The organism is Microcoleus sp. A006_D1, from assembly GCF_036702805.1.
Lineage (GTDB): Bacteria > Cyanobacteriota > Cyanobacteriia > Cyanobacteriales > Microcoleaceae > Microcoleus.
In genome coordinates, this window is the sequence record NZ_JAUBVZ010000006.1 from 224,480 (window position 1) to 241,089 (window position 16,610).

9 protein-coding genes are annotated in these 16,610 nt (G+C 46.2%); 8 read left to right on the forward strand and 1 reads right to left on the reverse strand.

All coding sequences use genetic code 11. The features are described from left to right. Positions 1 to 94: 94 nt before the first annotated feature. From map to QUB68_RS13445, 7 genes are all read left to right on the forward strand, one after another. Complete coding sequence (gene map / locus QUB68_RS13415; RefSeq protein ID WP_332993050.1) at positions 95 to 922, forward strand: type I methionyl aminopeptidase; 828 nt, start codon at positions 95 to 97, stop codon at positions 920 to 922. Positions 923 to 1,294: 372 nt separating this feature from the next. Further along, complete coding sequence (locus tag QUB68_RS13420) at positions 1,295 to 1,987, forward strand: response regulator transcription factor (protein WP_332993051.1); 693 nt, start codon at positions 1,295 to 1,297, stop codon at positions 1,985 to 1,987. Between the two features lie 120 nt (positions 1,988 to 2,107). Beyond that, complete coding sequence (locus QUB68_RS13425; protein WP_332993054.1) at positions 2,108 to 2,233, forward strand: hypothetical protein; 126 nt, start codon at positions 2,108 to 2,110, stop codon at positions 2,231 to 2,233. 206 nt (positions 2,234 to 2,439) lie between these two features. Further along, a complete protein-coding gene (locus QUB68_RS13430; protein ID WP_332993055.1) occupies positions 2,440 to 2,805 on the forward strand; it encodes a hypothetical protein in 366 nt (121 codons plus the stop codon). A 433-nt stretch (positions 2,806 to 3,238) separates the two neighbouring features. Next, positions 3,239 to 8,440, forward strand: a complete 5,202-nt coding sequence (locus tag QUB68_RS13435) for an nSTAND1 domain-containing NTPase (RefSeq protein WP_332993057.1) — start codon at positions 3,239 to 3,241, stop codon at positions 8,438 to 8,440. Between the two features lie 262 nt (positions 8,441 to 8,702). Then, positions 8,703 to 10,976 carry an FdhF/YdeP family oxidoreductase gene (locus tag QUB68_RS13440; RefSeq protein WP_332993059.1) on the forward strand — a complete coding sequence of 758 codons (2,274 nt, stop codon included), beginning with the start codon at positions 8,703 to 8,705 and terminating at the stop codon, positions 10,974 to 10,976. A 144-nt stretch (positions 10,977 to 11,120) separates the two neighbouring features. Then, positions 11,121 to 11,849: a Uma2 family endonuclease gene (locus QUB68_RS13445; protein ID WP_332993061.1), complete on the forward strand. Its 729-nt coding sequence runs from the start codon at positions 11,121 to 11,123 to the stop codon at positions 11,847 to 11,849. Positions 11,850 to 12,009: 160 nt separating this feature from the next. On the opposite strand, the gene QUB68_RS13450 is transcribed toward QUB68_RS13445, so the two are convergent. After that, on the reverse strand, positions 12,010 to 13,248 hold the full coding sequence (locus tag QUB68_RS13450; protein ID WP_332993063.1) for a glycosyltransferase: 1,239 nt from the start codon (positions 13,246 to 13,248) through the stop codon (positions 12,010 to 12,012). Positions 13,249 to 13,766: 518 nt separating this feature from the next. Between QUB68_RS13450 and QUB68_RS13455 the strand changes: the two genes are divergently transcribed. Then, positions 13,767 to 16,310, forward strand: a complete 2,544-nt coding sequence (locus QUB68_RS13455) for a protein kinase domain-containing protein (RefSeq protein WP_332993065.1) — start codon at positions 13,767 to 13,769, stop codon at positions 16,308 to 16,310. Positions 16,311 to 16,610: the final 300 nt, after the last annotated feature.

Below are 16,610 nucleotides of genomic sequence, written 5' to 3' on the forward strand. Positions count from 1 at the left end.
GAACAAGACACCCATTTTTTCCCAAAAAGCCGGATATCTGCCGTTTTTTACTTCTACCTGCCGTCAAACTACAAAATTACCTGACAATCAATACATGAATATTTTTAGCAGTCTGCTTTCTAGCCCAACTAAACCACCCCAAGTCACAAAACAGCGTCGAGGCATTGAAATTAAGTCGGAACGTGAAATCGAAATTATGCGACAAGCCGCAAAAATTGTCGCCACGGTACTGAAAGAAATTTCCCAACTTGTCAAACCGGGAATGACTACTGCTGATTTGGATGTTTATGCCGAAAAACGTATCCGAGAAATGGGTGCAACTCCCAGTTTTAAAGGCTATCACGGTTTCACGGGATCGATTTGCTCTAGCATTAATAACGAAGTTGTTCACGGCATCCCCAGCCGCAAAAAAGTAATTCGTGCCGGAGATGTTCTTAAAGTAGATACGGGAGCATATTACCAAGGTTTTCATGGCGATTCTTGCATCACGATCGCAGTTGTGGAAGTGACACCGGAATCGGCAAAATTAATTAGAGTTGCCGAAGAAGCTCTCTATAAAGGTATCGAACAAGTGAAGGCCGGAGCTTATTTGCTCGATCTCGCTGGTGCGATCGAGGATCATGTCAAAAGCAACGGTTTTAGCATCGTTGAGGAGTTTACAGGCCACGGTGTCGGGCGCAATTTGCACGAGGAACCGTCGGTTTTTAATTTCCGCACTCGGGAAATGCCGAATGTGAAATTGCGATCGGGTATGACATTGGCGATCGAACCGATTCTGAATGCGGGTTCTAAGTACACTCGCACCCTGGCTGACAAGTGGACTGCTGTAACGGTTGACAATGCTATGTCGGCTCAGTTCGAGCATACTGTATTGGTGACGGAAACAGGTTATGAAATTTTGACCGATCGTTCAAAAGTTTAAGTGGAAATGGTTCAAGAATAATTGTGCGATTGCCGCGCTCGCGCGAACAACGCTGCGCGGTTTTGAGTTTTGAATTAATCAGTTTTTAATCATTGGATCAAAACAAAACTTAAACCTCTTGAGTTTAACCACAATACGGTTTAGTTAATGATGTTTATTCCCCGGAGATCCCCTAAATCCCCCTTAAAAAGGGGGACTTTGAGCAATTTCTTGTCCCCCCCTTTTTAAGGGGGGCTAGGGGGGATCAGGTTTAACTGAACCGTATAGGAGTTTAACTACATTTTTTTGAGTTGCTTCTATAGATGGAGGAAAAAAATAGTTGAATTCGGCTAAATTCAAAGATAATAGTGATAAAACGTAAGGGTAACGGATATGTTAGCACGATTATTATTGGTAGATGATGAACCGGGCTTGCGGGAAGCGGTACAAGCTTATTTGGAAGATAGCGATTTTTCGGTTGAGGTTGCCAGTAATGCTCGGGATGGCTGGGAAATCTTGCAGCAGATCAATCCAGATTTGGTGATTTCAGATATTATGATGCCGCAGGTGGACGGTTATCAGTTTCTGAAGCAAGTGCGCGAAGATCCTCGCTATAAGGCTTTGCCGGTGGTGTTTTTGACGGCTAAGGGGATGACGGGCGATCGCATTCAAGGCTATCAAGCAGGCTGCGATGCTTATCTTTCTAAGCCCTTCGATCCCGACGAATTAGTCGCAATTGTCACGAATTTGCTGGCCCGCCGCGCGGCTGCTAAGGAGACGAGCGGCAATACTGAAAGTCCTGATATTGCTGCTTTGGCTAGCCAAATGGCGAGAATTGAGTCTTTGCTGAGCGGCCGAAGTTCGATCGTCCAAAGTGCTTCGTCGATTAAAATTGATTTGACTCCGCGAGAGCAAAGTGTTTTGGATTTGGTTGCTCAAGGTTTGATGAATAAGGAAATTGCCCGCCGCTTGGAAACTAGCGTGCGCAATGTGGAAAAGTACGTCAGCCGTTTGTTTAGCAAGACGGGTACTAACAGCCGTACTGAGTTGGTTCGCTACGCGCTCGAACACGGCTTGACTAAGTAGAAACCGTCTAGACTTTGCTGGCGGCTCTGGCTCGCCGCTCTGCGTTACCAGTCCGAGCCTGGTAACGAGCATTCTGCAAAAAATTAGAACTGTTAAGCTCTAAGTATTGACAGATATCTGGTGGATCGGGTAACTCAGATCGTCGGCTTGCTGGTAGCGCGGGGCTGCGATCGAACTTTTCGCCACTTTGAGTCTGCGATTGACATTCGGGATCGAGCTCGGGAATTACCTAACTGGAAAACCTGACGGTTTCAGAGTTTTCACGTAGTAAAGATCAACGGGAAGAGTTAACCCGATACCCTCAGTCAGGCAAATTTGCCCCGAAGTGTCACAGCTCGGCTGATATTTTGTCGGAAAACAAGCGAGGATTAATTAATAGCACCGCAGCCAAGTAGCGGCGGATGTTTGAAGTTATAGCAGCATCACAATTTAGTTGATACCAGGAGGAGATCATGCGGAAAATCACGGCGCGACAAACGATAAGTGCAATGGTAGCATTGCCGATCGTACTAATGGCAAATACAACTCAAGCTTTGGCCGCCGATACCGCTCCGAAAATAGAGCCAAATCAGAAAGTTTCGGATTTGGGCGACGGGCTTGATTTTGATATGGCGACACCAACTACCACAATCACCATTGAAGAAAGCGAGGATTGGGATCGACCTGATTTTTCAGCTACTAATTTAGATATGGAGATTGATAAATATATGACCGCAAATTTTCAAGCTGTAATTGAGGAACCGCCGCCAGTAGTTTATCTCAGTGCGGCGAGGGGCCAGCAAAGCAGGGAATGCAAGATTTCAGCAATCTGCGAATAACTGTATCGGATGTCCGGGATGTTTGGCGAGCGACTTTTTTTCTCGGTAGAATTTGAGGGGCCGAGGGTAAAAAAAAATCTGTAAAATCCGGTGGGTTTTCCTGAGATTATGATAATAACAGAGTATGTATTTTTTCGGGTATGCTTTAAGCGCGATCGGCTCAAATAATCGGACAGTTTCAGGGCTTACATATCGTAGTGTTGAAACCAGGTTTCTACGAGTTTTAGATTTAGCAACGATAAATATAGGAAGAAACCGGGTTTCTGAGGTCACAAACACGCCCGTAAAGTGGGGAGCGGGGGAAACTTATCGAGCAGGTGGTCGCCACATTCAGCCCGAATCGCACCTACAATAACTATCCGTTACATCCGTTTCAAAATCCGTTGCCGAACTTCTTTCTACAGCATCTATTCCATCACAAATTTTAAATATTATGATTGATTCGCACTGCAAACAAGACACCGCAGCAGAGCAAAACAAAAGTTCGCTGCACACACTTTCCCGGACTTTGAGAATGTCTCAGGGGCAATTCTCGCTGATTTTGCTCAGGTGCAATTACAGTGCGATGCGAGAGGAAACTGTACGGCAATTGCGCGAGGAGTCTGGGATCGAGATTAGAGAAATTGTCCTCCCCGCATCTGTTAAAACTCTTTACACGACGATAGAAACCGAACTTGATGGCAGCCAGCCCCAAGCTTTAATGGTGTTTGGATTGGAATCGGTAAGTGCGATCGATCGCGTGCTGACATCTACCAACTACGTCAGGGAAGAATTTCGCAATAATTTTCCCTTCCCCGTGGTGCTGTGGGTGACAGACAAAATCTTAAAAAAACTGATTCGGTTAGTCACAGATATCGAGACTTGGACGACAACTGTTGAATTTGTACTCGGCCCCGACGAGTTGGTAAATTTTTTGGGCAAAAGTACCGATCGCATTTTTACCAAGATTTTAGAAAGCGGCAATTGGCGTTTAAGTAATTCTGCCATTCTCGGAGCCAATTCTTTGACTGAATTAGAGTCGGCGAGGCAAGACTTGCAAACTTGCAACATCAGGTTAGAACCAGCTATTGAAGCCAGTTTGCACTTTATTCGCGCCCGAAACGAATATGCTTGTCACCGCATCTCTGCCGCTCTTGAATTGTATCAGAAGAGCCTCAATTTTTGGAAATATCAAGTAGCCTTTTTCGGCCAAAAAACAGAATTTAGCGATTTGTTATTTACCGTTCACCCTGCACCGCTATTAGAGGGGATTCTCCTATTTCACATCGGTCTTTGCTACCGCTTCCAAGCAGAACAGCACCGCAGCGGCAACCGTCCTTATTGGACGGAAGCTAAGAATTATTTTCAGCAATGTATTGAGGTTTTAGAAGGCGCGGGACAGTCGAATGCCGTCGGTATCTTTATCAATCAACTCGGCGAAGTATTGCAGCATTTAGAAGATTGGGATGCACTCTGGAATTTAGCTATCAAAGCTCGGAGGTTACATGAAAATATGAAAAATTCAGCAGTTAATTTGGCTCAAGATTACGGCTTTTTGGCTAGAGTAGCCTTAGAGCAAAAAAATTGGCAAGGGGCGAAAGAATGGGCTTTAGTCGCTCTAGACGTTCTCAACTCAAATTTTGAAGCGACGGGACAGGGAACGCCTGTAAAGTCGCAGCATCAAGGCTTGTATCTGTTAATTTTAGCAGAGGCCCAGAGCGAGTTGGGCGAGATAGAGGAGGCGATCGCACATTTAGAGCTAGCTCGCTCAGAAACCGAACCTTGCTACAACCCACAACTGTATTTGCGGGTTTTAGAAATGCTGCGAGGAGTCTATTTTCAGCGGGGAGAATATCTCAAAGCATTTCAAATCAAGCAAGATTATCGAGCGGTAGAACATACGTATCGGTTCCGAGCTTTTATTGGAGCCGGAAAATTGCAGCCGCACAGAGAAGCGATTAATCCCGCCGCCGAAACTGTTGTCACTGCTGCTACTATTGCTGACGAAATTACAGCTTCCGGGAGAGAAGCAGACCTCAATCGCTTAATATATAGGATGAATAATACCCCAGACAAACTGACAGTAATTTACGGTCAGTCTGGAGTTGGGAAAAGTTCAATTGTCACCGGGGGATTAGTACCGGCGCTCAAACAAAAAAAGATAGAAACGCGGACTGTTTTGCCAGTAGTGCTGCAAGTTTACAACAACTGGCTGCGGGAATTGACCAGACAGTTATCTGCTCTTAAAGCTGAAATATTCGATCGCGAAATTTCCGAAGCAGTACCGGGAGTGGCAGAGGTTAATTTGACCGTAGAAGCGGCAGTCAAGGAAAATCTTACTTCGGGATTTAACGGCGGCTCGGCGGGGGAGAATGAGGATAAAATTGAGCAATCACAGCCTGTAGAAGTGATTGTAGAAAAACAGGCGCTAGAATACGAAAAAATTATCAAGGAATTGCAAATTAATTCAGAACATCTAGTGACTGTTCTGATATTTGACCAATTTGAAGAATTCTTTTCCGTGTGGAAAGAACCCGTAGAAAGGCAAATATTTTTTGATTTTTTGCGGGAATGCTTGACAATCAAGTATTTAAAAGTCGTCCTGTGTTTGCGGGAAGATTACCTGCACTATTTGCTGGAATTTTCCCGAGCCAAAAACGAGACAAAATTTATCAAAAATGATATTTTGGGGGACATTCTCAGCAAAGATATTTTGTTTTATTTGGGAAATTTTTCGATGGGCGATGCGCGATCGGTAATTCGCACTTTAACTGAACGATCGCAGTTTTACTTAGAACCGGAGCTGATCGAAGAATTAGTCAAAGATTTAGCTGGAGAATTGGGAGAGGTTCGCCCGATCGAACTGCAACTTGTCGGCGCTCAACTGCAACAAGAGGATATTAGAACTTTAACTCAATATCAGGAACTAGGCAACAATCCGCAACAAAAATTAGTCGAAAGATTTCTCGAAGAAGTCATCAAAGATTGCGGCCCGGAAAATGAAGTAGCGGCGCGCCGTGTTTTGTATTTGCTGACAGATGAAGATGAGATCCGTCCCCTCAAAACCCGTGCCGAATTAGCCTCGAATTTAGCTACATTTGCCGAAGCTGACCAATTAGATTTAGTCTTAGAACTGTTAGTGAACTCGGGTTTGGTTTTTCGGTGGACGGAACTGCCGGCAGAGCTTTATCAGCTCGTTCACGACTATCTAGTTAGCTTCATCCGCCAGCAGCAGGAATTAGATAAAAAGGCAGAATTCGAGGAATTGCGAAAGCAAAACCAAATTAACCGAGATGAAATTGAACAAATTCGCCAAGACAGAGAGCGAGATGCTTTGTTGTCGGAAGCTAGAGAAAACCAGCGGTTAGCTAGAGACAAACAGCACCAAGCGGAAGCTCAACTTTACAAAAGTCGGAGATGGCAATTGCGGGCGGCGGTTTTAGGAGTGCTGGTACTCGGAGGTGTTTCGGGGATGGCATTCGAGCAAGCAAAATTAGCAGAAAAGGCGCGGCAAGAAGCAGAAACAAGTCGGACTGACGCCCTAAATTCGGCGTCGGAAGCTTTGGTGCTTTCTAATGAAAAAGATCAATTAGGAGTGTTAGAAAATAGTATCAAAATCGGTCGTGATTCCCTGAAAAGCACAGCGCTGCCTGTGGATACTAAAAATAAAATTGCTGAGAGACTCAGACAAGCTGTTTCCGGCGTGCAAGAAGGCAACCGTTTCGAGCAGCACAGCAAGTTTGTTTTGGATGTGAGTGTGAGTCCCGACGGCAATTCAGTTGCTTCGGCAAGTGCTGACAAAACTGTTAAATTGTGGAGCAAAGAAGGTAAGTTATTAAAGACTTTCAAGCACGGCGATAGCGTGACGAGTGTTAGTTTTAGCCCGGATGGGAAAACGATCGCAACTGGTTGTGCCGATCGCACAATTAGAATTTGGCAAGTGGATAATGACAAAAGTGCGATGGCGACTTTATCCGGCCACCGCGATATCGTCACCAGCGTCAGTTTCAGCCCCGACGGCAAAACCCTAGCCTCCGGGAGTCACGACAACACCATCAAAATCTGGAACCTGGAAACAAAAACATTGGTGCAAACCTTAACCAAACACAAAGATTGGGTGCTGGGCGTCAGTTTCAGCCCCGACGGCAAAACAATTGCCTCAGCAAGTGTTGACAAAACTATTAAACTTTGGAATCGCAAAGGTAAAACCCAGAAATTTCAAATTAATCCCAAAACATTAACCAAACATTCTGACATTGTTTACAGCGTTAAGTTCAGTCCCGACAGCCAACAACTCGTCTCAGCAAGTGCCGACACCACAGCCAAGATTTGGAACCGCAACGGTGAAGAAATCAAAACTCTCAAAGGACACAACGATGCAGTTGTTAGCGCGAATTTCAGTCGCGACGGCGAAAAAATTGTCACCGGCAGCGCCGACGATACGGTAAAAGTTTGGAGTCGCAGCGGGACTTTGCTCAACACTTTTCGAGGACATCAAGATGACGTGAGGGCCGTAAGTTTCAGCAAAGATGGCACGATTGCTTCCGCAAGTAAGGACAAAATGGTGAAAATTTGGCAACCAAACAGCACTCCGTTGAATAAGATTTTATCGGGGCATGAAGACTGGGTTTATAAAGTCAGTTTTAGTGGGGACGGCAAAACAATTGCTTCTGCTAGCGGTGACAAGACGGTGAGACTTTGGCGCCCTGATGGCAGTTTAATTAAAACCTTAGCAGGTCACAAGGATTCTGTTACCTGGACGAGCTTTTCGCCGGACAATAAAACTGTTGCTTCTGCCAGCGATGACAAAACGGTGAAAGTCTGGAGTTTAAACGGGAAACTGTTAGATACTCTGCGCCATAGTGGCATTGTGAGAAGCGTGAGTTTTAGTCCAGATGGCAAGATAATTGCCGCCGCCAGTGCCGATCGCAAATTATACCTCTGGCGCTGGAACGGTGCGAAAGCAACTTTGTTGGCAAAACTCGATCACAGCAATCCAGTAATTAGCGTTAGTTTCAGCCCCGACGGCAAAACTATTGCTACTGCTACTGCTACTGACGACAAGGCAAGCGACAAGAAAAATGCTTTTGAAATTGCCCGAGAAAATAGAGTTTACCTCTGGCAATTTAACGGTACGTCGGCGAAGATTCTGAAAACTCTCGATCACGCGGATAGCGTCAGAAATGTCAGTTTCAGTCCAGACGGTAAGACTATTGCTGCTGCTTGCGCTGACAAAAAAGTTTACTTGTGGGCGTTTGATGGCAAGGCGGCAAATTTAACTGAAAAACTAGACCACAGCGATACTGTGGAAAGCGTGAGTTTCAGTCCTGACGGCAAGTTGATTGCGGCGGCGAGTGCGGGAAATACGGTTAAGCTGTGGAATTTTGACGGCAAGAAGGCGCTGCTATCGAAGACTTTGGAATCGAGCGATCGGGTGTTGAGCGTTACTTTTAGTTCTGACAGCAAAACTCTGGCTTTTGCTAGCAGGGATCGGACTGTAATTCTATTGCCTGTGGAGAATTTGGAACTGAATAATATGATTGCTCGGAGTTGCGAGTGGTTGGGAAATTATTTGCAGAATGACCCGAATGTTGCTGAGGGCGATCGGCTGCTTTGTCTTGGCTTTGGGAAGCAGGCGTTAAATAAGAAGAAGTAAACCAGGTTCGTAAAACAATAACAGGAAATAAGCCAGGTTTGTAGTGAGGACTTCAGTCCTCTCTTTGTGGATGAAGAAGGACTGAAGTCCGAACGATCGAACCTAATGAAGAAGGACTGAAGTCCGAACGATCGAACCTGGAGTTAAATTTAGATTAAAACATCTATCTATTGACTAATTTTTTGTGCTATGAATTTGCGGTAAATTAGACTAATAAACTTAATTGCACATTAACTCGCAATTCAAATAAAAGGTAAACCGCATGGACACCAACTCCCAAAATATCCAACCCGTTCCGCCATTCAGCGAGAAAAACGAGGAAACGCCAGACATCGGCGGCGGTTTGCCCGTAATTGAGTTTTGGGCAGAACATACTTTGTCGCCGGAAGGCCCGAAACTTTGGAAGACTTTGCTGCACAAAAGTGCTTGTTTGTCCTGTTCTTGGGGCACTGGCGGGCAGAAAGGAGGTTTTACGAATGAAGAGGGCGAAAAACTTCAGCGCTGCATGAAAAGCGTTGAAGCAATCTCGGCTGAAATTAAACCTGCTGTCAAGAGTCACTATTTTGAACAGCACAGAATTGAAGAACTCCAGCGATTAACTTCCATGGAAGCAGACAGGCTGGGAAGGTTGAGTTTTCCGATGATTTTGCGGGCTGGTTCGTCTCATTACGATCGCATTTCTTGGCAAGAAGTCTATGAAATTGCCGAGGCTGCGTTTCGCAAAACCCCGGAACGAGTGGCATCTTACAGTTCCGGCCGCTCTTCCAACGAGGCGGCTTTTCTGCTGCAATTGATGATGCGCGCGATGGGTTCCAATAACTTAGCAGATTGTTCGGATCTCTGCCACGCTCCCTCAACAACCGGGCTAAATGAAATGTTTGCCACCCGCACTTCGGTAGTCAGTCTCGAAAACTTGAAGCAAGCAGATTGCGTGGTGCTCGCGGGCGCGAATTCTGCCTACAACCATCCTCGCTTGATGAACGAATTGATTAAAATTCGCGACAAAGGTGGCAAAATAATTGTAATTAACCCGGTGATGGAAATTGGGTTAGTCAAGTTTGGTTCTCCGGCATTTCCCGTCAAGTCGCTCATCCCCGGTTCAGATATTTCATCGCTCTACTTGCAACCAATTCCCGGCAGCGATACGGCGCTATTTGTCGGAATTCAAAAATCTGTAATCGAACAAGGATTGCTGGACGAAACATATTTGCAAGCCCACACAGAAGGCTGGGAAGCAGTAGTGCAGCACGCCCGCGAAACTGACTGGGAAACTATTACTAAAACCTGCGGAGTTTCCCAAGCAGAAATTGAGGCTGCTGCCAAAATTATCGGCAGTTCAAAACGGGTTGTATTCGGTTGGGCGATGGGAATCACCCAACAACAAAACGGCGTAGATAATGTTTTCAGCCTCGCCAACACTGCTTTGATGACGGGAAATGTCGGCAAAGAAGGGGCGGGATTAATGCCGGTCAGAGGACACTCAAATGTCCAAGGATTCGGCTCTATGGGCGTGACTGTGGAGCTGAAAAAAGAAATCCAACATACTCTCGAACAGTTGTTGGGGCGTCCCCTGAGCGCTGTTAAGGGTTACAATACTCGATCGCTCATTGAAGCAGCAGATGCAGGCAAAGTCGATACGCTAATCTGTTTGGGCGGCAACTTGTACGGGGCGAACCCGGATTCAACTGAAGCAAAACGCGCTTTAGGTAAGATAGAAACTATTATTTACCTCGCAACTAAACCAAATTTGGGACATTTTAGCGGATTAGCAAAGTACAATACAATTGTGCTGCCGGTGCTGAATCGCTTTGAAAATCCATACAAAACAACGGTGGAATCGGGTAATAACTTTGTGCGTTTAAATGATGAGGGCGAAACTCATCTCAAAGATTCTGATTTAATTCCAGAAGTTTATTTTTTGACAGAATTGGCGAGCCGAATTCACGGCACTTATCCGGTAGACTGGCGCCAGCTTCAAGACACCAAGTACGTGAGGCAATTGATTGCTAAAACGATTCCTGGCTATGAAAATATAGCAACAATTGATGAAACCCAAGAGGAATTCACCATCAGCGGGCGGATTTTTACCGAACCTAATTTCCCCACAGATTCCGGCAAAGCCAAAATGTTTGTGGCACCTTTACCAGTGCTAAATTTACCAGAAATCAAAGATTTTGGTGCACCGGAATCGGCGCGGGGTTTAGTTGTGGCATTGATGACGGGACGCAGCTATTCTCAGCATAATACTGTGGTTTACAAAATTGATGACAAGTACCGGGGAATGCCGCACCGCAACTGCATTTTGATGAACCGCGCGGATGCAGAAAGCGCGGGTTTGCAAGAACATCAGCGGGTTAGTGTGCAGGGAAATGTGGGAAAAATGGAAAATGTTGAGGTGATTTACGGGGCGGTTCGTGTGGGTGCTGCTTTGATGTTTTATCCTGAAGTGAATGTGATTTTTCACCCGGAAATTGAAAAGCGATCGGGTACGCCTGCTTACAAGCGTGTACCTGCTTTTGTCTACGCACAAGCATGATGTTTGCTGCGAAAGCATCTATTTGTAGGGTCATTTAGTTTTTGCGTTTGGGGCGGGCTAGAAGCCCACCCCACAAGAGTTTTAGACGACTAATGTAGGGTGCGCACTGCGCACCAGACGACTAATTGAGCCAAGGAGAAAGTGATGCAATCAGATCGAAAAATTGCGATCGCCAATTCAGAAAAACGGGAAAATGGGAAAAGTGCGATCGATCTAATTCCGTTAGAAAGCGGCGACAGATTGACACGACACGAATTTGAGCGCCGCTATGAGATGATGGCGCAGGGGAAGAAAGCAGAATTGATCGAAGGAGTGGTTTATATGGCAGCAGCGGTGCGACATAGAAACCACGGGAAACCTCACAGTTTGATTATGGGTTGGTTGGGGGTTTACTACGCTGCAACGCCGGGAGTAGACTTGTCAGATGCTGCTACAGTGCGTCTCGATGAAGATAGCGAACCGCAACCGGATGCCCTGCTGCGAATTGATGTCGGCGGACAATCTACTGTTAGCGATGACGATTATCTGGAAGGGGCGCCGGAGTTGGTTGTAGAAATTGCTGCAAGCAGCGCTTCCTACGATTTGCACGACAAGTTAAGAATTTACCGCCGTCATCGAGTCCAAGAATATTTGGTTTGGAGAACTTACCAGCAAAGATTTGATTGGCTGAGGTTGAGGGAAGGTGAATATATTGCATTGGAACCTAATGCTGATGGTGTAATTTCCAGTGAAATTTTTCCGGGATTGCAGTTGTCTGTATCAGCTTTGTTAGCAGGAAATTTAGCTGAGGTTTTAGCTGTTTTGCAGCAAGGTTTGGATACAGCGGAACATCAAGCTTTTGTCGAACAGCTATCATCGAAAGGTTTAGGGTAAAAGTAGGGTGCGTCAGCTCTCATTATTTTCACAACAAACCAACAATCTCACACGGGCACCAGGAAATAAATGGTGCGTCATAATTAGACTTTTCGTGCTGATTTAAAATGTCTAACCTGACGCACCCTACCACTAATTCTTGTCAACCAAAAATCAGGGATTAATTGTTGATTTGCAAAGCTCTCCCACGCCAAGTCCATCCCCAACCGGTTTCGGTTTTGATCGCAGAACCGATCGCAATTGCCGCCACTAACGCACCTCCCAAACCTCCCAACCACCAGTATTTCGTCGAACAGTCAGAAATCTGGGCACCCAAGCGGCGCAAATTGTATTGGTGCCAAATTACGATCGCAGATAAACAAATAGTTAACAAGGTAATTGGCAATTGGTAATTGCTAATTGCTAATTGGTGATTGGTAATTAGGTTGGCGATTTCGCCGTTAGCCAGCAAAATACCTAATGCCAACCACGGCATCGGATAAAGAAAGAACATAATGGCGGCCATGTAAATCATCAAGCCCCAACTGCGGTTAGCACCGAGATACAAATTCTTTGTCCAGCCTTCCCACAATGCGCTCCAAGACCGATACATCCGCACGGATGCCAAATTTGAACCCGAATAAAGCCCGAGCTTTAAACCCGCACGTTTGATGCGTCTAGCTAATTCCACATCTTCCACAATTTCGCCTGCAACTGCTTCGTGTCCGCCGATTTGTTCGTAGGCCGATCGCCTAAACAGCATGAACGGCCCGCCTGCAAAAGCAGTGTCTGTTTTTGAGGCATCGTTGACGGCGGTAAAGTCGTAGCAAACTGCTAGGTGATTGAACATTAACGGCTGCACCAACCACTCGGCCAAACACTCGCAAACGAGGGCTGGCATACAGGTAAACAAGTCTATTTTCTCAGCTTCTGCTGTGGCAATCGCGGTTTCGATCGCCCCCGGTTTGAGCCGCACGTCGGCATCGATAAATAATAGGAAGTCTCCGATTGCTTCGGGCACGGCTTGGGCGCAGGCCCAGTTTTTGCCCGCCCAATATTGGTTGGCAGGTCGCGGCTGACCTGCTAATATTTTGAGGCGGGGGTCATTGAGCTGCTGTTGCAGGGTTTGCCCGATCGCCAATGTGTCGTCTGTCGAGCGATCGTCTACAATCAAAACCTCTAGGTTGTCCACTGAGGGCGGTGTACTCTCCAAAATGGCGATCGCGCAATCCCGAATATTCTCAGCTTCGTTGTATGCTGGTACGATTACCGAAACTTTGGGGAAGAGTCCGGTAGACGGCAGTAACTGCTGAGCCGAACTGCTGTCGGTGCGAGGCGCATTTTTGACGCTGAGGCGCAAATTTTTAGTGTAAGCTCTACTTACTATGAGAGAAAAAATTACCAGGGTTAACAATATCAAAGCGAACTGACCTCAAAATTTTGGTGCACAGTTTGTCTCCTTAAATATTAAAAAATATTAAAACAAAAAGCTAGTCGATCGCCCGAAAAGTTATTTTGGCGACCTCCTTTGCTATAATTTGTGAGCATCTTTCGGCTCGCCCGCAGCAAGGGGTCTTACCCCTCACCCGGTCAGCGACCTAAAAGCCGAGGATAGATATCAGTTAAGAGAGGATATTGCAATGGGCGAATTTCTGACAGTCGATGTGTTGGCGGACACGATAGCGGTACTCGGCGCTTTGGGTTTTTTCTTTTTAGGATATCAAGCTTTGCAGATGTTGAAAAGATAAAGTATTAGTCAATTGAGCATTCGGCGAGCCGTTATGGTGGAATACAGTTAAATGCTTGTGGGGTGGGCCGGAGGGCTCGCCAAAAATCTGCAATTTAAATGTAAAAAATCTGACAAACTTACAACTCAAAACTGCCTGCTGTGAAACTGTTTCTTGCGAAAATCAACCAAAAAAAGGCTGCGTTATTATCATGGTGAGCCAACTTTTAGATGGACGCTATCAAATCATTGAAGTCATAGAAACAGGAGAATTTGGACAAACCTATCTGGCCAAAGATACTCGCCGTCCCGGGGAACCGCAGTGTTTTGTTAAGCACCTGCGTCCCGGTACTAGCGAACCGAAATTAATTAATACTACGCGCCGTCTTTTCCAAAAAGAAGCAGAAGTTCTAGAAAAGCTCGGTCAACACGACCAAATCCCTCAGCTATTCGCTTATTTTGAAGAAAACGAAGAATTCTTCTTAGTTGAATCGTTTATTGCGGGTCACTCGCTATCAACTGAGATTGTACCGGGGAAACCGGTAACTGAAGAAAAAATCATTCCTTTGCTGAAGGAACTGTTAGAAATTTTAGTGTTTGTACACGGACAGGGCGTAATTCACCGAGATATTAAACCAGCTAATTTAATCCGGCGCTATTCGGATAACAAGTTAGTTTTGATCGACTTTGGCTCGGTGAAAGAGATTCACATCGCTCAAAGACAAGCGCCGGTAACTGTGCGGATTGGTACGCTGGAATATATGCCGATCGAGCAATTTCAATACAACCCGCAACTCAACAGCGATATCTACGCCTTGGGAATGATTGGCATCCAAGCGATGACGGGTTTGCCGGCTTACGATTTGCCGAAACTGCGGGATTTGAAAAATTCTAATCGAGGCGAAATTGTTTGGCGGCATTTAACTACCTGCTCTCAAGCGCTGGCCGATGTTTTGGACAATATGGTGCGCTACGATTTTCGGGAGCGCTACCAGTCGGCGGCGGAGGCTTTGGCAGATTTGCGGAAAATTGGCGATCGATCGCGCGCGCGGATTCCCAAACTCACAATCTATCGCGAAGAAGTCGATCGGCGCAGCAGCAGTCGCGGTGACATTACAGTCGTCGGTCGGAGAATATTGGAAGAATTGCGCGTCAGTTTGGAATTGATGCCAGAAGAAGCAGACGCGATCGAAGATGAGGTATTGAATCCTTACCGCAAATACAGGGAAAAAGGCGAACGCTACGAACAATCGCTGCAAGAAGCAATGCAGCAAGAATATCCCTTTTCTCTGGAAACTCGCGAGGAATTAAAACGCTTGCAGCAAGTTTTAGGGCTTACCGACGAAGATGCCACCAGAATCGAAGAATTAGTCGTTCCTAAATCTTTATTCGCTAAATTGTACAAGGCGATCGCCACAGTGTTGGAGGGACACCGCAACCCCAACCCGTTACCAGCCAGCAGCGCTGTTCCACTCGGGGTGCAGGCAAGTTCGGCGGTATCCCCGGAGGTACATTTGAACGGAAAAACCGATTTGTCGTTAGCGCAGCCCGCCCCTACGGGGACTACGCCAACGGAGAGGATCGCCAGCGGCCCAGCAATTGTCCCCAAAGAACCTCGCAAATTCAATCCTTATCTCGCCGGAGCAACAATTGCAGCCCTCTTAACTGCGATCGGCGGCATTTACGGATATCTCAAATGGCAAGAATGGCAGCAGCGAGTGCAGCAAGAAGCCCAACAATTGAATCAAATCGATGCACTTTATAAAGAAAGCAATTATGAAGGCTGCATCAGCCAAATCCCCACAATTGCCAACACTTCTAGCACCTATACGTCCGCTCAAAACTTACAGCAACAGTGCCAAGCAGGCCGGCGCTGGAAAAACGCCAAAGTCAAAAACTTCGCTCAGCATTCAGATGCCGTCGGAGCTGTTGCGTTCAGTCCAGACGGCTTAATGTTAGCCAGCGGTTCCAAAGACAAAACCATCCAAATTTGGGATTTAGCCACAGGCAAATCGATCCGCACTTTCCCCGGAGATTCATCCACCATTTGGTCGGTTGCTTTCGACGCAAAGGGTACGAAACTTGCGACAGGAACAGGTTTTTGGAGAGTCATGTTGTGGGATTTGAAAACAGGGCAAGTTACTCGCAGTCTCGACCACACTGCATCTGTTTGGTCTGTCGCTTTCAGCCCCGACGGACAGGTCGTTGCTAGCGGCAGCGGCGACAAAACCACCAAGATTTCGGATGCGACAACTGGCAATTTGATTCAGAATTTGCCAGACCATACAGATTTTGTTTATTCTGTTGCTTTCACTCCCGATGGCAAAAGTTTGGTTAGCGCTTCTAAGGATAAAAAAATTACAATTGTGGATGTAGCAACGGGGAGGTTGCTCAAAACTCTGGAGGGACACGGCGACCAGGTGAGGTCGGTTGCAATTAGCCCAGACGGCAAGACAATTGTCAGCGGTTCCTACGATGAAAGTATTAAAATCTGGAATCTCGAAACAGGAGATTTAATTCGCTCGATCAAGGGACATTCTGACGATATTGTCTCGGTTGCTATCAGCCAGGACGGGAATTTTATTGCCAGCGGGAGCAAGGATAAAACTATTAAAATTTGGGACTTTGCTACCGGAGAATTGCTGAATACTTTGACGGGACATACCGATGAGGTTTATGTGGTAACTTTTAGTCCCGATGGCAAAACTATTGCTAGCGGTTCTAAAGACAATACTATTAAGTTGTGGCTGAGATAATCTGAATGAAGTTCGGCAACGGATTTTGTAGCGGATGTAACGGATGTAACGGATGTAATACCAATCATCAAAAGTATTGATACAGTAGGGACACGGCAATCCCTCCGCTTCGCTTCGCCCAAGGCGTGTCAACTTAACGTCAAACGTACTCATAGACAGCTGTTTGCCCCCGAGGTCTGATCCCCCCTAGCCCCCCGAAAGCAAGGGGGGACAAGAATCTTTTCAAAGTCCCCCTTGCTTTCGGGGGATTTAGGGGGATCTGGCCCCGGCTACAAACGAGATTTATCAATGATTTTAGGC